Source organism: Stieleria bergensis (assembly GCA_007745635.1).
Taxonomy (GTDB): Bacteria; Planctomycetota; Planctomycetia; order Pirellulales; family Pirellulaceae; genus Stieleria; species Stieleria bergensis.
Genome location: CP036272.1, coordinates 3,983,222 through 4,003,414, shown reverse-complemented (window position 1 = coordinate 4,003,414; position 20,193 = coordinate 3,983,222). Strand labels below are relative to the sequence as shown.

The window sequence follows — 20,193 nt, the reverse complement described above, 5'->3', positions numbered from 1 at the left end:
GGCCTAAACGAAGCGGTCGGTGCTTTAGAATCCGCCCTGACTTCGACCGGCTTCAATCTGGCGACGCACCAAAACATCAATGGGAGTAATGGGCCCTGCAGTATCGGGCACCTTGACTCTGTCTGCGATCTGTCTGGCTGATGTGACCACCTCGGCAACCTTGGCGGTCTCCAGTGGGTCGATCAAATCAGCATCGTTTAGGTTTTGATCTGAGACGATGACTGGTAATAGCATAGTGCTGGCGTCAATTCCGGTGATCTGGCCGTCACTAATCCCCGAGAAAACGCGGTCAATTTGCAGGGCTGCGTCTTCGGGGAAATCATTTGGGTGATCTTCGATGAACCGTTTCAGGACCTGCAAGTGACCCCACTGCAGAATCGGCAAACGCTGCAAGCGTTGCATCACACCGGTCACCTGCCAGGACTCCAGTTGATCGCTGGCTAAATCTTCGACGACCGCATCGAGATGTTCGATGATGGGAGTTTTCTGCTCTGGGCTTAGGCGGCTTTGTTCTACCTGAGGAATGAAGCCATCGCGCAGTGCAGGCAGCGCCAGTTTGGATTGATTGCTGAAGATCCACCAAGCCATCCCCGCAAATGTGATCAGCATTAACATGCCGCCGATGGCGACCAACGCGATCAGTGCCGGCAGCAGACCGGGACCTTGATCCTTGTCGGCGGAGGTTGTCGCTTGGTCATCGGCTGATTGGCTCTCGTTATCTGACATCAATGCATCACGCTTCTTCGGCGAATTCGATCTTCACCACTTTCAGTTTCATGATCCCGGCGGGGACTTCGATCTCGGCCAGTTCATTGACTTTCTTGCCGATGAGACCCTTGCCGATGGGGCTGGTGACCAAGATCTTTCCGGTCTTGTAGTCATCTTCACCCGCGCCGACGAAAGTGAACTCTTCCTCCATCCCGTCGTCTTGGTCTTCAACCGTCACGGTGCATCCAAAGACAACCTCGTCACGCGGTAAATCGGCAACATCGACGATGCTGGCGCGGGCGATTTTGTCTTTTAAAAGATTGATTCGCGCCTGAGTCTTGCCCTGGTTCTCACGCTGAGCATGGTATTCGGCGTTCTCTTTGAGATCACCTTCCTCACGCGCAACAGCGATTTTATCTGCGATCTCGGGCATGATTTCATTTTGTAGGTGTTCGATCTCAGCCTTGATCTTGTTGTACCCGGTTCGGGTCATCGGCACCGATTCCACAATCACACTCTCCAACGGAAGTCAGACAAAAAAGAAACCTTTTCCGCCGCAGTCGTCGCGGAAAAGGTTTTCAAGCGAAACCCTATTGTGGGGATAAATGAATGAATTGTAAAGATACCCTCGGGACAGGCGACCAGGAACCCCTGCCGGTCATCGGCTCTGGCCCTGTGCTGCGAGGTGTTGGAGAAAGTTGCGGGGGGCCGCGTGGACGGAGCCATTTGCCGCGTTAATCACGTACCGAGTCCGGGTCGATGGTCTTGGGAGATTCCTCGCTCTCGTGCGGAAGGCTGATTTCCTCGTCCAACCAACGGCCGAGGTCAATCAGGCGACAACGCTGTCGGCAAAATGGCGGCGCTTCGGTTTCGTCCATGCGGAATTTGCGTCCGCAGGTTGGGCAAGTTTGCTTGGGATCGTTGGTCGATGATCGAGAAGACACGGTCATGGATCGGTTAGGCTAAAAGCGATGAGAAGAAGAACGGTGACGGACGCAGGCTGGTGTTGATGCGGCCGTTCAGGGTGACCACATGCGGCCCGCTCGCCAAGTGCTGGACGCACCAGTCTTGACGCCACACGTTACGATTTGGATGGATTCGTCTGCACGGGCAGGGCGTTTGCCGGTGGCTTTAGCGGAGACACCTCAACTGCCGGTGATTGCAGTAATTCGCCTCGCTGGGGGTATCCACCGTCAACATTGGTCTGCACCGTCAGGTGGCGACGCCAGTTTGGGTCGTCTCGCTGGGGGTAGTCACTGCGGAAGTGAACCCCACGTGATTCTGTTCGCTCGATGGCCGAGACGATCATGATCGAGGCGGTGGTCAGCAGGTTTTGAAGCTCCCAGCCTTCGACGGTGTCGAATTGATGGTTCATGACATAGGCAGCCAAGGCACGCACGCTGTCGGCGGCTTCTTGAAGGCCATCGGCGTCGCGATGGACTCCCACCAGGCGTCCCATTAAGCTTTTCAGTGACACTCGGACATCGGCGATGTCAAACGATTCAGTGCTCGTGCAAACGCTTTGCCGGATCGATGAGGCGCGCATTTCAAACAACCCTTCGCCCGCGGCTCGCGATGCGCTAAATCCAGCCGCCGCGCCGTAAACCAAGCCTTCCAGCAAACTATTGCTGGCCAACCGGTTGGCCCCATGCAGTCCGCTACTGGTGACTTCGCCGGCTGCCCACAGTCCGGGCAGGCTGCTGCGACCCTGTCGATCAACCGTCACGCCACCGAGCATGTAGTGGGCGCCTGGGCGAACTGGAATCCGATCGCTGGTGATATCGAGTCCGAATTTCTTGCAGAGCTTCGCGATGCCGGGGAAACGTTGAACGACTTTCTCTGAATCTAAGTGTGACAGGTCCAGGTAGACACAGGGATGAGACACGCGCTGCATGTGCGTGAAGATCGATTGACTGACAATGTCACGCGGAGCCAATTCAGCTCTGGGGTCAAAGTCCGGCATGAAGCGGTAGCCTGTCGCATCGACCAGATGTGCCCCTTCGCCGCGAACCGCTTCGGTGATCAGCGAACGCGAAGAGCCAGCGATGTAAAGCACGGTAGGATGGAACTGCATGAATTCCATGTCGCTCAATTCGGCTCCAGCGCGATAGGCCAGCGATGTGCCATCGGCGGTTGCAACCGGGGGGTTGGTTGATTCGCGAAAAATCTGTCCCGCCCCGCCCGTGCAGAGAATGGTTTCTTTGGCCCAGACCATCAAGATCGGACCGTCGGCTGGGCGAATGACGGCGCCGCGACAACGGCCTTCGTGGGTCAGCAAATCAATGGTGAACGTGTTCTCCATGATGCGGACGTTCTTCAAGTCCCGCGTGCGCTGGATCACCGCTCGCATGATTTCCGCCCCGGTAGCATCGCCATGGGCGTGCAGAATGCGCTCGTGTGAATGCCCGCCTTCACGGCCTAAGGCGAAGTCTCCTTGAGCCTGGTCAAACCGCGTTCCCCAGCGAACCAGTTCTTCGATGCGGCGCGGTGCTTCGCGAACAACCATGCTGACCACATCGTCGTCGCATAAGTTCGCGCCCGCGACGAGCGTGTCTTGGATGTGATGCTCAAAGCAATCTTCGGGATCCCAGACTCCGGCAATACCGCCCTGGGCGTAGTTGCTATTACTCTCACGAAGCTCTTCTTTGGTCACGATCAGCACGCTATGGTGCGGAGCAACGGCATTCGCTGCTCTTAGCCCAGCCAAGCCTCCACCGATGATCAGAATGTCCGTGAATTGATGGACCGCTTGCCGCGTGTCAAACGGAATCAAGTATCGCGGCGTTGTCATCATAAGTATGTCTGGGCTCGAAATTACAAATGTCGGCGGAGCGACAGGTTCGCCAGCCCATGTCTTGGGGGCGGAAACCACATAGTGTAAGCGACGTTGTGCCGAAATAAAATAAGTCGACTATCGACAGTCAGCCACCGGACCAGCTAATCTAGCCGCCATGACTACAGAACCTACCAACGAAACAGTCGCAGAATCAGACTTGGCCGATCAGCAAAGCGTAGGCGGGGCCGGTGGGGACGTGTACCCCCAGGCGAAGCTTGGCTTGCCAATGATGGATCCCCAGCTTGTGAATATCCAGCCCGGTGGCGGCATTGTGATGTCCATTGAACTGGCTTGGGGGAAAGTCCGCCGATCGCTCTTGAGACTGCTGCGACCCGGTTACGTCAAAGCGATGGCCGCTAAACGCCAAGGGGAACGAGGTAGTTTGCCGTTTGAACCGGTGGACCCTCGCGACCTCAAATTCTATGCAAACCAAATCACTTACCACTGGGACCGTCAAGACGATGCGTTTCAGTGGCGCGGTCGATTGGGATTCGTGCGCGTTGGCCTCGCAGAACTGTTGTTGATCGGCGGTCTGTTCTTGGCGTTAGCCGCCGGAGCTGGGTACTTCTGGTGGCCGTTGTCGCTGCCCTTCTTGGTCTTGTTTGTGTTGGTCGCATGGTTCTTTCGCAATCCCAACCGGGTGATCCCTGAGCAGCCGGGGACGGTGGTCTCACCGGCCGATGGAAAGCTTGTCCAGATTGAACGCATCGAGGACCCTGAACTGGGGCCCTGTGTTCAGTTTGGTATCTTTTTGTCGATCTTTAACGTGCATGCGAACCGCGCCTCATTGCCAGGTGAAGTGGTAAAGGTCGCATACCGACCCGGGAAGTTCCTTAACGCACTTCGACCCGAATCGGCGCAAGAGAACGAGAACTTGGATGTCTACATCGCCTGCCCAGAATTGGATCAACGAGTCTATCGAATTCGACAGATCACCGGCCAATTCGCTCGCCGGATTGTTTCTTGGATGCGTCCGGGCGTTGATTTGGAACGCGGCGAAATGTATGGCATGATCAAGTTGGGCTCGCGTACCGAGTTGGTTGTGCCCGATGATCCTGCGTTGCAGATCGTCGCTAAAATCGGGGACAAAGTTGACGCCGGCTCAACCGTGTTTGCTCGTTACGAAAACGTTGCGCCGTAATCCTGCTGGACTGACGTGATGTGATGGCTTGATCGATCCGGCCAGCAGTGTCCAAATGGTCGGATTCGCCAACAGCCTCTGCGTTGGCGTTACTCCTGGTTCAGGATCGCTCCGCCCAGGTGTTTGAAGCCTGAGCAAGTTGATGAGACGACACCAGGATTCGAGCCGGCGTTAATCGGGATTCGACAGCCTGACGCCGGTCAACGAAAAAACGGGACATGGATGGCCATGCCCCGCTTCGGAAGTCATTCTTTCTGGTGCGAGCTGTTTGCTAGTTGCCCATTAGTTGCTGGGACCTGTGAAGGCTGCGGCAGGATCAGGGGTGACTGGTGGTGCGTCCGCAGCAGCAGGAGCAGTCGGGGAGCCAAACGCATCGTCCCATTTACGAATCCCGGCGTCTTCATCGTTCGACTTGCCTTCAACGTGAGCAGACAGGAGGTCTCGTTGAGTTTGCAGCGTTAGCAGGTAGTCACGGCGACTGGCTTCGGTGCCTTCGTTGACCCCGTTGGCAAAGTCACTGACAAGAGTGACAAACAGGTTCAGTTTTTTACTTTGATCGGCTGGCACGGCCGCCATCAAGCCACCTGGATTCTCTAGCGGATCGAGTTCATCAACCGGTTTGGCTTGACCGGTCGCAGCCAGTAGCAGTTGCTGGCACAAGTAGCTGAGTTTCTTGCGACTGGCGATGATCTCTGGTGGTTGCTCGACTCTGGCCGAAGCTCCCGGTACTCCAAATCCGCCCATTTCGCCGTAGCTTCCCATTTCGCCGAAGCCACCTTCACCGTCTTCCATGCTGGATTCATCGGGAGCCATCCGTTCCCCCATGCCTTCACTCATTTCCTCACCCATCCCCGGGCGGCCCGACGGAGCGCTTGACCGTACGGTAACAAAGCTGCGTGGGTCAGCGGGCTGTGACACGGGGGATGTGTCCGGTTCATAGGCCTCCAGGCGAGCGATCTCGGCGTCGAGAGATCCCATGGCACGGGTGCCCCACTGCTGGAGTAAATCATCGACTTTCACATTGCCCAACTCAATCTTGCCGGGCATCGTTCCAGCAGCTCCCATCAAATACAGCGCAATCAAGTCTGGGCGATCGTCTTTGCTGCTTAGGACCAGGAGTTTTTGGGACATGGCCTTGTCAACTGACAATTGGGTAACAATGTCCACTGCATAACGCTGCATGAAGGCATGTGCCATCGGGTCGCGGCCTGCCGGAGGGGCGGCGTTCAGTAGCGCTTCCACGGCATCTAGGATCTTGCCTTGGGTCTTGGCGTCAATTCCAGACTTTGGAGTCAGGCGAACAAAACGCTCCAAGCCAGCGAGTGCGGCGGCTCGGACGCCTTCTGGGTTTTTGTCATCTTCGTAAATCGGCAGCAAGTCTCGCAGGATCACTGGCTCGGGACGAACATAGCCCCCGTCGGTTGCGGGGTTTCGCGGCAAGCGAGACAGGCACAGAATCGCGTTGATACGACCCGGCGTCTGAAAGTCACCTTTGGCGATCGGCGATAAGGCGCCGTAGATCCAGCGTTTGACTTCATTGCCGCCAGCAGGCAGTGGGTTTGGACGCCACATGCGGGTCAGCAAATCGTTGAGATGTGCGACTGTCGCGTTGATCGAGGTCAGCTCAGACTTTTTGGTTAGAACCGCTGGCACGTAGGCCGCAAAGTAGTTCTCCATCATCTGGCGATCTCGGTCGGTGTACTTCGAGATTTCGTCAGCCTTGGTCAGCGAGAAACTGCGGATCGTGCGCTGGATTCGAGCAGGATCCTTCAGGATATCTGGATGGATCTGGCGACCTCCGGCTTCTTGCCCATGACTGGTACTGGACCAAACAATCAACGCCGCCGAAACAGCTAAAAACATCACCAGCACGTCACGCAGCAAGGCTTTCGGCAAGCTATCACCAGAGCAGGCGTGGGCAGCAACGTTTGCATTGCGGGCCGCAGGACCACGTTCAAAAGCGGAGCAGTTCACTGCAGCGGTTTCGTCCGTTCTTGACCGATCTGGTGAATACATCATCACAACTCCATTAAATGGGCGTTTCAGCAACTGGATTAGCTAAGAAAAGCGAGCTGGCATGCCAGCCGTGTGGGCTAACGCGGAACAGCTTGTTCGGTCACTCCAACGTCAAGTGACTGGCCGGCCAAGTGTTCGTGGTCGTTTTGAGTTCCCAAAGTGAAGCGCAACACAACCTTTGGCTGGATCAAAAACGACGCAGCGATAGCAGCCTCCATTCTACCACTATCGGCCCAGTAGTGAATCAAAATGCTGCCCGAATCATTCGGTATTGGCGTACATTTTCTAGTTTTTTCGAATAAACCGCCAATGGCGCCTCTGGCTAGATTCCTGACTGACATTTAGCCGCCAGCGGGGCGCAAAGCCCTTGCCCAGAAAGACTGCTGGCACCGCATTTCACGTCGTCAGTCGCCGCAGAATGGTGGGGGGGCAGAAAGCAGGAGGATCATGCGAAGCTCAGCCTGCACCCAGCAAGCCGCTCGCTGGGCTGGCGCAGTCCTCCGCAGCACGGCACTGCGAACCATGGGTTTGGATAACCAGTACCCCCTGCTCGATTTGAACGAGCGTTTCCAGGCGGAAAAGCCTGGCGTCCTAGGCCTAACTAGACGAAGGGGGCCAATTGGGATCAAAATATAGCCACAAAGAAGCGGCAAGCACAGCGGTTACAGCCGTTGAAAAACCCTCGCTTCATGCGGTCCGATTTCCGTCAGAATCAACGCGATCCGGTGCAACGTCGCTGCAGCCCCGTCCACCCTGTGGGAATCTCTGCAGGGGGTTTCCCGAGTGGCTCGGTTGGGTTATCGCTGCCCGGAAACGCTCGCTTTTGCTGAGAAAACGGTGCACAGGCCACTGAGCGGCTGAGTGATTACCGAAAGCAGGCGATTTTACGCCAGGATTCGCTGTCTTTTCAATTTGGAGTTCGTTTAGACTGCATCGGTTAAGGGGATGGAAACTCTTGTTATTTAACGGTTGCGGGTCCATGGCCTGCTTTGTTGGCCCGTCATCCGTCTCTAACGCTCGCACGTGGATGGTTCGAGACGTTCAGGGGAGACCGTTAAGACGTGGGTCTGAGTTGGGGCATTTTTCTCGGCAGGATGGGCTTCTGGAGTAGGCAACTCCGGAACACTCTCACCGATGTGAACCCTGGACGGATCGCGTCTCTTTTTTCAACATCGCTGGGAGAGCCGTCAATGTCTGCGACTTGGTACTACATTACCTCAGGTTGGCTGGGCCGATCCAAGCGGGTTGGTCCCGTCAGCGAGGCCGAATTGTTGCAATTGATCGAGAAGGGCACCATCGAACCGACCACCTTGCTCCAGAGTCCGAAGACGAAAGAGCGTTGGGTTCCGATGAGCAAAGTCAAGCCGGCGATGGAACGCTGGAAATCACTGCATCCGGAAAGCGAACAAGCTGGCTGAGCTGCTTGTTGCCGGTTGACGCTTGCATTTATTCCCGCTGCCTTTCCTGCTGGCGTCACCTAACAGTTCCCTCCCACACGGATCGGCGATCCGAGCTGGCGGCATGGGTGACGGATCAGGGGCAGTGATTTCTTCAGCCGCATGCTTGTCTTCTGGCGGCTTGTCTTCTGGCGGCTTGTCTTCTGGCGGCTTGTCTTCTGATCTGGGCCGACAGATGCCCAGGATCCGACGGAACCCTCTGCGTGTACGCTGTGTATGGTACAACAGAGAGTCGTTGCCCGTTCTATTCGCAGCCGCCCAGTCTGACTTTTGAAAGCTCGTCCAACCTTTTCCGATTACGTCGCCTTGGCGATTAGTCCGACGCTGATCTTTTTGATGATCTGGAGTCTGTCGGTCTATCTGTTGAACGTCTTCTATGCTGGTGAATATGGGACGCGACTGGCGTATTTGCTGTTCATGTTCACGATGGGCCAAGTCGCTTTAGCGCGGTTGGTCATTGAAGAAAGCCGCGCCTACGCCGTTGGCTATTCCTTCGCTTTGGCGGTGGTCATGATTGGAGTGACCTATTTCTTGACCGGTGCGCTGCCGGTCGCTGTGCTGCTGGTAGGATTGATTGCCTTCATGGCGGATCGAATCGTTCATGATTGCACCTTGATTGACGAAAAGGTTGACGCCAGTGGAGAGGGGCTGATTGATCGGGGACGCAGGGAGGCTGGCGAGGTTCACGAATCGATGGCCAAGGATCCCAATGCCAAGCCCCGTCAGACCGAGCAAGCATTGAGCCATGGCGAACAGCGTCGGCGGACAGCCAGTCAGCCTGGCCGAACGGTGTTCTGGTTGGCTCTGGCCGCGCTGCCGCTGTTCGCACTGGGCAGCTTTGTTGGTGGTGGCAACGCCGGGCGTGTCACCGCTGCGCGATCGATGCTATTGCTTTATCTGTTCAGCAGCCTGTCTCTGTTGGTCACCACCAGTTTTTTGAATCTTCGTCGTTACCTCAGGCAACGAGCGGTGGAGATGCCGTTCAATGTGAGCGTGGCCTGGGTGGGCAGCGGGCTTGGGCTGATCGCTTTGTTGTTGCTGATTGCCTCGGCATTGCCCATGCCGGGGCGGTTGCTAGCGGGATCACTGGAATTCAATTGGTTTTCGGATCAGGAGCACCAGGCCAGTCGGTTCGGTTGGGGGAACGAAGCGGCGCAGCGATCGGATTCCGAATCGGCGCAAACCGATCGAGATCCATCAACGGAGGGCAAGGATCAACAGGGCAGCGATTCAACAACGCAATCGCCCCAAGCCAAACCGGGCGGCAAGCAGCCTGGCACCCAAGGCAGCGGCGGAGAAAACAGCGGCGGGAAAGGCGGGGACAATGGCGGCAATCAATCCGGCGGCAGTGATGATTCGTCACAGGGAAAACAGCCATCGTCTGGCGACGCGCAGGCTGGCAAGAATCAGCCAAGCGGCGGAAGCAAAACGGAGGCACAGCAGAAAAACGACCCCCAGAATTCCTCGTCTGACGATCAAACCTCGCCGTCAAAATCAACATCGGAATCGCCAGCCGATTCGCAGTCGCAAAAGCAATCGAATCAGGGAGCCAGTCGTGATCGCCAAGACGGGGCGCGTCAGTCTGGGCAGGACGGTTCGCAAGCACAGGATCCAAAGCAACAAGGTGATCAGCAACAAGGTGATCAACAGGGCAAGGATGCCGATCAGGCAGGCTCTGATGGCCAGAGTCGTTCAAACTCTCAGCAAGGCTCTTCAATGCAAATGCCGCAGGTCGGTTCTTGGCTGCCCAGTTTGTTGAAGTTGCTGGTGTTCCTCGGTTTGTTGGCCGTCGTGGCGTTCTATGTTTATCAGCATGCGGATTGGTTGAAGAAGTGGCTGGCGGAATTGCTGGGGCGTTCGGCGGCGGAAACGTCGCCCGAGGAGTCCTTGCCAACGTTGATTGAGCAGCCACCGAAGCCGTTTGCCGCCTACCAAAATCCAATCGGACGTGTCGATGATCCACGCAAAGTTGTAGTGATCACCTTTCAAGCGTTTGATGCTTGGGCGCGAGAGCATTCGGCGTCCAGACGATTGGATGAGACGCCCAGCGAATTTGTTCGTCGTCTGAAGCGACAACAGATGCCCTTGGTCAATCAGTGTTTAGGCGCCAGTTTGCGATTGGCTGAGTCTTATGATCGCATCGTGTTCGGCCAGGGGGCGGCGGCGCCAACGGACATCGCCGATGCAGAATCCATGTGGCAGCATATGCAACATTATCGTCCCACGGAAACGCCCGTCACGGCGCTGGCTTGATCGGTCAGTGATCCAACCGTTCTGGCGGTTGCCCAGGGATGAACCCGTAGGTGAACCAGGGAGTGACTTACGGGGCGGCCCTGGCAGTGTCTAAGGGGTGATCGGTTGGAACGGCAGCGGGATCAGTGGTTCTGGATTCCACACGCGAACTTTGACGTCGTCGATGTAGGCTTCGCCGTCGCCGATCACTTCAAACATGACCCGTAGGTTTCGTTTGGTTTCGTTGTGCCGGTAAAGCCTGACCGTCGTCCAGCCGGGTTGATCATTGACCAGCACGCCCATCTCTTGTCCACTGATGCTGTCATAAACCAGGAGGCCTTGGTAGGGATCACCAAAGCCAATGGTGCGAACTTTGACATCAATGCGAAAGCTTTGGTCGGCGCTCAGTTCGACCGGTGGGCTAGCCAAGATTGAAATCGTCCCCTCGTAGCCGCCGCCCATGGATTGGCCGGTCAACGAATGAGCATCTAGACGCAGGGCTCCAGCGCCTGAATGATAGCCGCGATTGATCCATTGCACGTTCGCCTCTGCGCGATCCAACTGACGTTTGGCAAACGTCCATTGTCCTTCGGAGAGCACTTGGGGACGATCCAGGCCGCCGCTGGCGATCAAGTTTTGCGACCAGCCTAGGCGAGACAGCATCGGAGACCAGGTGACGTACAATCCGGGACGCCCCTCATCTAAAGGCGGGCAGCTAAACAGGCGTGGCAGCAAATCTGTCGCCGTCGTCTGTTGCCCGGTGTTTCTGTCAACATCGAAAGTGGCCAGGTGTTCAGCGATTAAGCCCTGGGTCAACAGCTGGGAGATCTGCAGCGCGTTCCCGTCTGCCAATCGAGAGAGTCGCAATGTGGGCTCCCATTGCTGGCTGCGATAATGTGTTTCAGCCCGCTGAATCAGCGTTTCGGCATTGGACGTCACCTCCAGTGGCATCAGCTCGCGGCAGGCTCCCGCGCTGACAGCGAACTTCCAATCTTGCACCACTTGTTGAACGTGCTCGCGAGCGAGTTGCCAGCGGTCGGCAGCGGCTCGGCTGGCTTGGGGGGCAAACGATCGATTCAGTCGCGCTGCAATGGCGGGATCGTTGCTGATGACAATCAGCTCGACGACGTCCGGTGAATCAAGTTCCAAGACCGCCGCACCTGAGGTTTGCTGAAACGACAATCGCTGCGTCGAAAAATCGGTCAATCGCCAAGCAACCCCTTTCATTCGTTCGGAGGGCAGGTGAATTCGCAGCGGCTCATCGCTCGCTGCGGTCACCTGATCGCCCACGCGTTGTTGACTGGTGAGCAACAGGATTTGGTAGGGATGTTCGGCGAGCGTGGCGCAGTGATACCGAGCGCCCTCGACGCGATAGGAACTTGAACGTTCTGCGGTGCTGATCCATGGGGACAACGCCTCAATCATGCGATTGATGTAGCTTAATGCCATCGAACGCTGCTGAGAAAACGGCGTGCCACTAACAAGCGAGCGTTTGGAACGGAACAAGATGGCCCGTGGTGAGTGTTGCAACGCTTCCATGACCTGGACGTACATTGCTTGCCAGCGAAAGTTACCAACATCGGGAGCACCGACGGTTTCGCGTAACGACTGGTTCATGCTCGCTAGCGGTTCGGCAGAGCTAGAATCGATCGAGATCGCCAGATTGGTTTGTCCCGTCAGTCGATTGACGATGCGATGTTGTTCGTTGGCGGACTGTGTCCCCGAAATGGAAAATCGTCGCGGGGCGGTGGGCAAGACCAGGCCGTCGGCCAACGAAGCGTAACTGCTCCATGATTCGACGGGGGAAATGATCACTGGGCGATGCCATCGTTCGGGCATGGCGTCCAAGGTGGCCAGGGTTGCCGCGGCTTGTGTCACGCGTGAACGATCGAGCGCAACGCCACCACCGAGATACCAGGCGACGACGGGATCAAGCAACCGTTCCAACGCTGGATCGGGGCTGGCCGGCGGAGGTGCGTAGACGGCAATCTGTGTTTGAATCGCTTCACTAAGGATTTCAGCGGTTGGCGGCTGGCTGAGCAGAATGCCATCAAAGCCCAGCGAGCGGAGCCACTGCAGCGGTTCGCCTTGGTATTCCAAGACTTTGACGATCTTCTTTTGCGAGAACGCGGCCAGCTTGCCCCGGCGCGCCGCGGAGGACGAAGCCAGTGTGGCCTTGGCCACCGCAGGCTGATTCGCAGGGCCGATCGGCTGGATGTCAAGTCGCTGCTTGGTCGATTGCTTCAGCGGGACCATGCCCTCGATGTGAAGGTTATCCAGGTGCAAGGTCGTCTCACCTGGGCCGCAGTAGCCATTGATCACCACCGCGTCGACAAAGGCGCCTCCTAAATCGACCTCCGCTCCGTACTGAGCGCGCAACTGAGCTCGGCGTATACCGATCTGTGATTCGACTTGACCAACACCAATGGTTTGAAAGCGGCCACTTTGGCTATAGCTGGTTCCGTAAACGACAATGCTCTGGCTGCGCTGGCCATCTGCGGCGCGCAAGTTGGGGAAGCGAATCCGAAGTCCAATCTTGGCGCCCGAGCGGGCGCTTTGCACCGCCAGTCTGGCGACTAAGTCATTCAGAGGGTACGTCGGCTCGATGGGATAAATGAAAATCGCGCGACTGCCGAGGCCCGCTTCAAAACGCAGCGATTCAAATCCACCTTCGTCAATGCCACCGGAAATGACATTCTTGTGCTCGGTTACCCGAGCCCGACAATCGGAAGTGTCCAACCGCCAACGCGGTGGGTAACTGTCAAGAGAATCAAACAATTGCGCATGGGCAACTTGCGCTGAAAGCATCAGCATCAGCAGAACGAAAGCATGGGTGATCACGTGCCGATTCTGGTTTCGCTTTGTGCCCAGCGATCGAGCCCAACGTGGTGCGACTCTCGGAATTCGCTTCATTCTGCCTTCCTTTGGAAAATCAATCTCCATTCGCAGTAACAATCCTGGCGTCCAGGTGCCCTTCCGTTTTAGGCAGTCGGAAAGCTTTGCCAAGCTGGAACGACTGCACGGAAAAGCCCTCGGTTGATGTTGAAGTTTCGCAACATTCTTTGACCAATCGCTAGCTGGCTAGAACAATTCACCCACAGGCAGTTGATGAGTTTTGTCATCGCAACCCCCACTTGCAGGTTGCTTGACCGCCTGATGGTTTGTGTTTTGTAAACAAGGTTGCCAAAACGCCACAGTGTTTTGCAAAAGCACCACATCTGCGAAAGGTTTACGTTTGCCGCTGTAAATCCTTGATGTAGCATGATTTACGGTGCCAAGCCAAGACAAACCGATGTTGCTTTTGGGAAATGTTGCCATCTGGCAACATCGCGACAAAAACAAACAATTAGACCTAAGTCGCTTACTGGTAGGGGCTTAGGGAAGAAAGCGCGAGTTGGTGCAGGGATTGGCATCACAACTGCAATGGATGGCATTCAACAAAGATTCGATTTCAAGCAGCTATCTGGGAGCAGAAGACTGATGCACGATTCCGCCGCACAATCCAAGTCGTCCGACAACGTCAAACCTGTTGAAGAGGTTCCTCAAGAGCTGTTGGAATTGACCGAAGCGATCCGAGCGCTCCCCGAGCGTTACCGCGACGCAGTTGCTCCAGCCTTGGCACGTGTCACTGAAAGCAGCACACGCCGTCGTCGCATCTTGAAGTTGGTCCAAGAGGCCTTGGCTCAACTGCGTCTGGACATGAAATACCTAGTCTTCGATCTTGAAGCCACGCGTCGCGAACGAGACGAGTATCGCGAAAAGCTAGAGCAAGACGGCCAGCTCTAAACTGCTGTGCTGTTGGGTGTTCGATTCGCCACGGAATGTTTCATCAGAAGAGGGTGAACGTGGCGAGCACTGGCACGCTGATGTAAGATGCGCGTCACTGTCTTGCGTTGTGCCCTGTTAACGACGCTGAATCATATCCAGCTCTGCGACGCGCTGGGCCACTTCTGATCGTAAATCGTATCGGTAGTAAGATTCCAAACACAGAGTCGCCATCGCGGTGGTGTAAATCGTACCGCCGTATCCACCCCAAACGGTGCTGTTGGGCCAGGAGCCATCGGTTCGTTGGGTGGCCACGAGTCGTCGCTTCAGCGTTTCGTTCCACTGCTGCCAAGCCTCGCCTTGAACTTGATGCAGTGCGATCGTGGCGTAGTACCAATAGTAATAGTTATCGTGGGATCGCCCGGGTGGGTTTTGAAGCAGATACGCTTCGGCTTCCTGGATTTCATTTGCAGGGACACTCTGTCCCATTAAAAGACGAGTGGCCAGCGCTTCAGCAGTCATTGTTGGACTGGCTCGTTCGCCTGTCCGATAGCTGGCCAGTCCACCGCGTCCCGCGCGGACGGATCGAATGAATCGTTGCACCAGCAGAAAGTGCTTTTCAGGGATGTTGATCCCCGCTCGCTGTCCGGACCGCAGCACCATTGCTTGCCAGCCGAGTTGGCTCAAGTCACCGGGGTCACCAGGGACGTATCGCCATCCGCCCGTGGTGGGATGCTGAGTTCGCAGTGTGTGCATCACGGCGCGCCGAGCTGATTCGATGGCCGATGGATCGCGTGTCATGGCTGCCGCTTCACACATCGCTAGCGCCGCCATCCCGTGGCAATACGTTGACGCATAGATGGTGGCATTGCCAGCCAGTGATCCGTTGGGGGCTTGGGTCTTGATCAAGTAGGCCAGGCCGTTGTAAACGTTTTTGGCGTAAGGGCCGTCCAGGTGCGTGTTGCCGGCTCCCATCAAGGCCAGCAGAGAAAGTCCCGTGATGGCTGTGCTGCACTTGGTTCCCGCGCCCGTTCGCGCTTCACCAAGCGGACGTCGTTCGATGCCAGCGCCCGATGCCGTGGGGTCCCAACTGCCGTTTGGAAGTTGCGAGTCGGCCAGAAATCGAAGCGCCGACTTGACCGCATTCTCTGTCCGAGCATCGCCGCCGGTTTGTTTCAGTGCCTGTTGGCGAGCGGCTCCTTTGCGTGATGCAAAAGGTCCAGGTGTTTGACCGGGAATGACTGCGCTGGCCGCCGTGGTCGATGCGTCGGAGTCGGCCTGCTGGCTGGACGTCGCCGAGGGATCAGCTGAAGCGGTGGTCTGTGGTGCCGGAGAGTTGTTCTTGGCGATGTTGTTCGTCGCGCTGTCTTTCGGCGGAGTCGCTGTTGGGGGCGCCTCGGTTGCACGTTGGCTAAGCAATTCCAGCAGCGCCGCCTCCAACGGGTCGGCGCTCTCGGCAATCTGGCCGTCAGTGGACTCAGTGAGGGTTGTTTCTTCAGGTGTTGTTTCAGGAGGTAAAGCCTGGGCAGTCAATGCAGTCGGAGTGGGCAGTGGATCAGCCGCTGCAGATGGCTCGATGGGAGTTTCAGTGTCTGGTACTGGCTCGGGCTCGGGCCGAATTTCCAGCGGCGTTTCTAGTTCACGCATTGCAAGTGGACTGACCGGCAGTGGCGCCACCATGTCGGGTTCATCTTGCAACGGATGATCTTGCTGGTTGGCGGCATCATCAACCGTCAGCTCAGGGTCAAACGTCGAAAAAGAGATTTCCTGTTCGGCCCCGGCAGAGGTTTCCGCGTTGCGGTGATTGGATGATTTGTTTGAGGTGTTGGGGGCGGATTGCATGGGGACGGCCCAAATCAACAGCGCGTGCAAGGCGATGGAGATCAACAAGAAGAAGCCGCCGACAATCCTGCCGCGCCGCTCTTTTCGTCTCAGTAGCCAAATGGTTGCCGCGGCAAAGAGAACCGCCACCAGCCCAATTCCATAAACAAATCGGGGGTCGGAAGCCCATTCAGTGGATTCCAGCCAGCGGTTCAATGCATCATTCCTGGACTTGGGTCGACTTTGACCGCGATGCCGATCTTTTCGACTCCGGAGCGACGAACTAGATGCACCGCTTCGGCAAAGCCTTGCAGGGAGCCCGTGCTGTCGGCGCGGACAACGACCTTCAAGTCTGGATACTGAGCGCTGCTTTGTTGCAGTTGCTGTGAGAGGTCTTGCTGAGTCACCGCGACGCCGTCGAGCAGCAGTTGCCCGGTTGCGGTTACCGAGACCACGCGTTGGTCAGGCCCATTGGCAATCGGTTGCACCTGTCCGATGGCCGGGACCGTCACGTCAATCTGGCTTTCCTGTTCGCTGTACTTGGACCCAACAAGGAAAAAGATGACCAGCAAGAACACCACGTCAATCATGGGTGTCAGGTTGATGGAAGCATCTTCGCTGGATCGTTTTCGGTGACTCATCGTCGCTCGGGTTGGTCTGTCGTTCGCTAGGTGAGTTGAGATGGAGGTCGCAATGGGTCCGATCGCATTCGCGACCGCCTGCATTTAGGCAGCTCGGCGTTTGCTGGATCGAGACGAAGTGGTTTCGAGGTTTTCTTCGCTGATGCAATCGATCACCCGTTGGCAGAGCTTCTCAATTTCGCCCAGGTATTGGTCTGATTTAGCACTGAAGTACATGTAAGCCAGGTAGGCTGGAATCGCCACAGACAAGCCGCCGGCGGTGGTGATCAGCGCCACGCTGATGCCGCTGGCAAGCATATCGGGCTGACCGATGTTCGCTTGAGCATTGATGGCCTCGAAGGCTCGAATCATTCCGATCACGGTTCCCAGCAATCCGATCAGCGGTGCGACGTTGCTGATGGCGTGGAAGACGCGGAGGTATTTTTTCAATCCATCAGAGACGCGATCACCGGCGTCCATGACGGCTTGTTCGATTTCCAGCATCGGGCGTCCCCAGCGCCGCAGAGCTGCGCGAAAGACTTCACTGACTGGGCATTCAAACTCTTTGCACAGTTCGGTCGCTTCGTCGTAGCTCAGCACGCCATCTTCGACGCATTCGGTGAAGCGGTGGACAAAAGGCTTGGGGATCACTCGGCCACGTCGCAGCGCCAGCAAGCGTTCCATGGACAACGCCATGACCACCAAGGAGCACAATGCCAAAGGCAGCATCAGCCATCCGCCGGACATGACTCGGGCGATCAAGGACGGCCCCGAGCTGGTTTCGGCCTCGGCGCTCTCTTTCGATGGCTCCGTCCCCGTTTCTGACTGGGCTGGCGCGGGTGGGATTGCAGACTGCACGTTGCCGCCACCGAGTGCGTTTTGTGCGGTTTGAGCGGTTTGATAAACCGGTTGCGACGCACCGTTGAAATTGGACTGATTAAAGGGGGCAGTTGGCGCCGGTTGCAGTTGCGACTGGGGGGCAAAGCCTGCCGGGGAGGGCTGTCCAAAGCCCGCTTGTTGACCGTGTGCCTGATTCAGCGTGTTGCCCAGCCAGATCAATCCGGCGGCCAAGACCATGATGGGCAAGACGCGTGATGCCAGCGCAGGGAAATGGCTTCGGCGCGTCGAGGGACGAAGCTGAAGCTGGCTGGATGAGTTCGAAGTTCTGCCTCGTGGCATGGTTGATCCTTCAACGCAAGTGAGTGCCTGTGGTGGGGAAATCGCCGGATGGGCCGTCCTGGTTTTCCCCAGGTGCAAACGACTTTTCAAGTGGTTTGGTTGGCAATGATGCGAGTCGTTTACGTGCTTCTCCAGCAAAGCGGCTGTCCGCGAACCGCTCAATGAGAACGTCATAGCAAAGCACGGCGTCCCGTGTCCGCCCCAATTGCTCGAAGCTTTTTCCCGCCTGTATCAAAGCGATTGCAGCAAAGGGACCGTTGGGTTGCATCGCTTCGACCCGCCGATAGGCGTCGATCGCGGTTGCGTACTGCCGCTGCATCAAATAGGACTCTCCGACCATCCACTGTGCCCGGGCGCGTAATTCTGCAGAAGATTCTGCGTCGCGGATGGCGGTCTGGTAAAGGCTGCGAGCTTGGTCGAACTGGGCGTTTCGGATAAACAGATCGCCCTGCAGGAGCTTCAGCAGAGTCTCTTGTTGGCTTCTGTCGTTGGGTTCAACCCCTTCCAGGGAGGCTGTCGCGGTGGCAAGGCTTTCTTTGGCCTCCGCCAGCGGTGCTTTGGCGACGCAGCATTCGGCGTAGCGCAGCAGGGTAGGGAAGTCCGTGCAGTTCCGCTCATGGACCAAGCGTCGCCATAAGCGGATTGCAGGTCCGCGCTGTCCAGTTTGCACCAGGGCTTCGGCCAGTAGTCGCTCGGTGTGTTCCGTCCAGCGGTCGTGCGATTGGTCGCTAGGCATTGCGTCTGCGGCCACCGAAAGCAGTTCCCAGCGTTGGTTTCGTGCTGCCCACCGGGTGGCGGCTTCGCACGCCATGACGGTGCTGGCGGGGTCGCTGAGGTGGCCGACCAAGATGGCCTCCGGTTCCAGCGTTGCCCGATGTTCGATGCCCGTATCGGTTGCTGAATCGGTTGCATTTTGTCGCGCTGTCGCGTCGAGTTCGCTTAGCAGCCAAGCGGTGTGGCGTCCGGTGCGGTCCTCGCGTCTCAGTCTCCCCAGCAGGTCGATGGTGTCATCGGATTCGGTCCCCGTGACGGGCCACCGAAGTGACTGGGCGACCAGTTCGATGGGCCAGCGATCCGCATTCGGTGCGATCGCAAGCCATGAGGCGACTTCCGCCGAGAGCGTTCGTGGCGGCGTGCTGGCGTTGTGCGAGGGGATCTGCGCTAAAAGCTGTTGCACGTGTTGAATCGCGAGTTTTGATTGCGGCCACTGCTTGATCATCTCTCGTGCGGCAGCATCGGTGCTTTTGCCGGCGCGTCGCAGGCATTCAATTTGCAACGAGGCAGCATTTTGTGCGTCGGGGTGGCTGGGGCTGTATCGCAGGAATTCGCCCAGTGCGTCGGCGGCTTCTTGGTTGCGGTCAGCTTGTCCTGCCAGAGCCCAGCCCAGTCCCAGGCGAGCCAGTTGGCGTGACGGAGAGGTTAAATTTCCCCAAGCTCCGCTGGTAGGCGTCGCCATCAGTTTGCGATAGATCGCTTCCGCGGTGCGGTGATGTCCAAGGGCCAAGCATTTACCTGCCGCACGCATCGCAACGTCCAGTACCGCCGATGTAAAACCGGGAGGCGTCTGGGTCTGGTCATCTGTCAGGTCGGTGATCGCTTGCAGCAGCAGGTCGGTGAGTTGCTGTGTCTGTTGCGTGCGCAGGTCTTGGTCGGTTACCGTTGCCAGTTGATTGGTCAGGTCCCTTGCCAGTGACGTTCTCAGCAGGACCGCCAGCATGCGAGGCTGTTCAGTCTGCGGCCCCTTTCCCAAAAGCTCGTCACCGAGTTGTGCCAGCTTCAGTCGCTCTGTGGCCGAGATCGGCTCGCCGGTTGCTGAGGATTGCAGTAGTTTGACGATGGTCTGAACTGCCGCGATGGAATCAGTCGAGCCGAATTCCGCGTCGCCTTGACTGGGGCTCTGGGCTACGCTGCTCGGTGAAGCCAACAAGGCGTTGGCGGCTTGGCGACTCTTGCCCGCGGCGATCAGTGAATGGATGTGGTGCAAGTCCAGAGTGGCGGGATTGCCCGGTGGGGGTGTGGGCCCTGCTGAGTCACTTGCCTGTTGGCTTTGATCGGAGACCTGTTGGGCCTGTAAATGTGAGGCAAAACTTGTTGCCCAAAGTGCTAGCGGCAATAAAATAGAAACAATCGGATGGGGGACGCAGCGCCGCCACCATGAAGTTCGCTGTTTTGAGCTCCGGGCCGCGTCCAATGTTGCGCAGCAGGCAGCGTTTCCGCGGTCTTTGTCACCAAGCCGCAGTGGAATTTTGAAGAGGCGAGCTTGTCCTGAAGGAAGCAGCATTGGAAACCAAAGTCGTTAAGAAGCTCGCAAATACCTTTTGCGGCGAGGACCACGCAAGGTCATTTACACCTCCCTGATTGCCTATTTGGCATAAATTGCCTGGTGTAAGCGAAACTGCACCGGTCAAACGAATCTTG

General features: G+C 57.1%; 14 protein-coding genes and 1 tRNA gene. 4 read left to right on the top strand and 11 right to left on the bottom strand.

What is annotated here, in order from left to right; genetic code table 11:
• Nucleotides 1-24 precede the first annotated feature (24 nt).
• The 4 genes from SV7mr_RS13925 to nadB all read right to left on the bottom strand — a co-directional run bounded on the left by SV7mr_RS13925 (nt 25) and on the right by nadB (nt 3,499).
• Nucleotides 25-726: a hypothetical protein gene (locus SV7mr_RS13925; protein WP_145273168.1), complete on the bottom strand. Its 702-nt coding sequence runs from the start codon at nt 724-726 to the stop codon at nt 25-27.
• 7 nt (nt 727-733) lie between these two features.
• The gene (gene greA, locus SV7mr_RS13920; protein ID WP_419188475.1) at nt 734-1,219 is read right to left on the bottom strand and encodes a transcription elongation factor GreA; all 486 of its coding nucleotides are present in this window, start codon (nt 1,217-1,219) and stop codon (nt 734-736) included.
• A gap of 223 nt (nt 1,220-1,442) precedes the next feature.
• Nucleotides 1,443-1,652, bottom strand: a complete 210-nt coding sequence (locus tag SV7mr_RS13915) for a DNA gyrase inhibitor YacG (RefSeq protein WP_419187371.1) — start codon at nt 1,650-1,652, stop codon at nt 1,443-1,445.
• A gap of 137 nt (nt 1,653-1,789) precedes the next feature.
• On the bottom strand, nt 1,790-3,499 hold the full coding sequence (nadB, locus tag SV7mr_RS13910; protein WP_145278433.1) for an L-aspartate oxidase: 1,710 nt from the start codon (nt 3,497-3,499) through the stop codon (nt 1,790-1,792).
• A 160-nt stretch (nt 3,500-3,659) separates the two neighbouring features.
• Between nadB and SV7mr_RS13905 the strand changes: the two genes are divergently transcribed.
• Entirely contained in the window at nt 3,660-4,685 is a 1,026-nt protein-coding gene (locus SV7mr_RS13905) for a phosphatidylserine decarboxylase (protein ID WP_419187370.1), read from the top strand.
• A 282-nt stretch (nt 4,686-4,967) separates the two neighbouring features.
• Here SV7mr_RS13905 and SV7mr_RS13900 read toward each other — a convergent pair whose 3' ends face one another.
• Complete coding sequence (locus SV7mr_RS13900; protein ID WP_145273159.1) at nt 4,968-6,704, bottom strand: hypothetical protein; 1,737 nt, start codon at nt 6,702-6,704, stop codon at nt 4,968-4,970.
• A gap of 537 nt (nt 6,705-7,241) precedes the next feature.
• Nucleotides 7,242-7,317 (bottom strand) — tRNA-OTHER (locus tag SV7mr_RS25410).
• A 574-nt stretch (nt 7,318-7,891) separates the two neighbouring features.
• On the opposite strand from SV7mr_RS25410, the gene SV7mr_RS13895 reads away from it, so the two are divergent.
• Together SV7mr_RS13895 and SV7mr_RS13890 are read left to right on the top strand one after the other, a co-directional pair.
• Nucleotides 7,892-8,119, top strand: coding sequence for a GYF domain-containing protein (locus SV7mr_RS13895; protein WP_419187369.1), 228 nt, complete (start codon nt 7,892-7,894; stop codon nt 8,117-8,119).
• A 309-nt stretch (nt 8,120-8,428) separates the two neighbouring features.
• Nucleotides 8,429-10,411, top strand: coding sequence for a DUF4129 domain-containing protein (locus SV7mr_RS13890; RefSeq protein WP_145273156.1), 1,983 nt, complete (start codon nt 8,429-8,431; stop codon nt 10,409-10,411).
• A 90-nt stretch (nt 10,412-10,501) separates the two neighbouring features.
• Here SV7mr_RS13890 and SV7mr_RS13885 read toward each other — a convergent pair whose 3' ends face one another.
• Nucleotides 10,502-13,303: a hypothetical protein gene (locus tag SV7mr_RS13885; RefSeq protein WP_145273153.1), complete on the bottom strand. Its 2,802-nt coding sequence runs from the start codon at nt 13,301-13,303 to the stop codon at nt 10,502-10,504.
• A gap of 567 nt (nt 13,304-13,870) precedes the next feature.
• On the opposite strand from SV7mr_RS13885, the gene SV7mr_RS13880 reads away from it, so the two are divergent.
• A complete protein-coding gene (locus SV7mr_RS13880) occupies nt 13,871-14,176 on the top strand; it encodes a transcriptional regulator (protein ID WP_145273150.1) in 306 nt (101 codons plus the stop codon).
• Nucleotides 14,177-14,293: 117 nt separating this feature from the next.
• On the opposite strand, the gene SV7mr_RS13875 is transcribed toward SV7mr_RS13880, so the two are convergent.
• From SV7mr_RS13875 to SV7mr_RS13860, 4 genes are all read right to left on the bottom strand, one after another.
• On the bottom strand, nt 14,294-16,126 hold the full coding sequence (locus SV7mr_RS13875; protein ID WP_419187368.1) for a prenyltransferase/squalene oxidase repeat-containing protein: 1,833 nt from the start codon (nt 16,124-16,126) through the stop codon (nt 14,294-14,296).
• Nucleotides 16,127-16,188: 62 nt separating this feature from the next.
• Nucleotides 16,189-16,617 (bottom strand): ExbD/TolR family protein, encoded by a 429-nt coding sequence (locus SV7mr_RS13870; protein ID WP_145273147.1) that lies wholly within the window; start codon nt 16,615-16,617, stop codon nt 16,189-16,191.
• Between the two features lie 84 nt (nt 16,618-16,701).
• Complete coding sequence (locus tag SV7mr_RS13865; protein ID WP_145273144.1) at nt 16,702-17,775, bottom strand: MotA/TolQ/ExbB proton channel family protein; 1,074 nt, start codon at nt 17,773-17,775, stop codon at nt 16,702-16,704.
• Between the two features lie 10 nt (nt 17,776-17,785).
• Entirely contained in the window at nt 17,786-19,888 is a 2,103-nt protein-coding gene (locus SV7mr_RS13860; RefSeq protein ID WP_419187367.1) for a tetratricopeptide repeat protein, read from the bottom strand.
• Between the last annotated feature and the right edge of the window lie 305 nt (nt 19,889-20,193).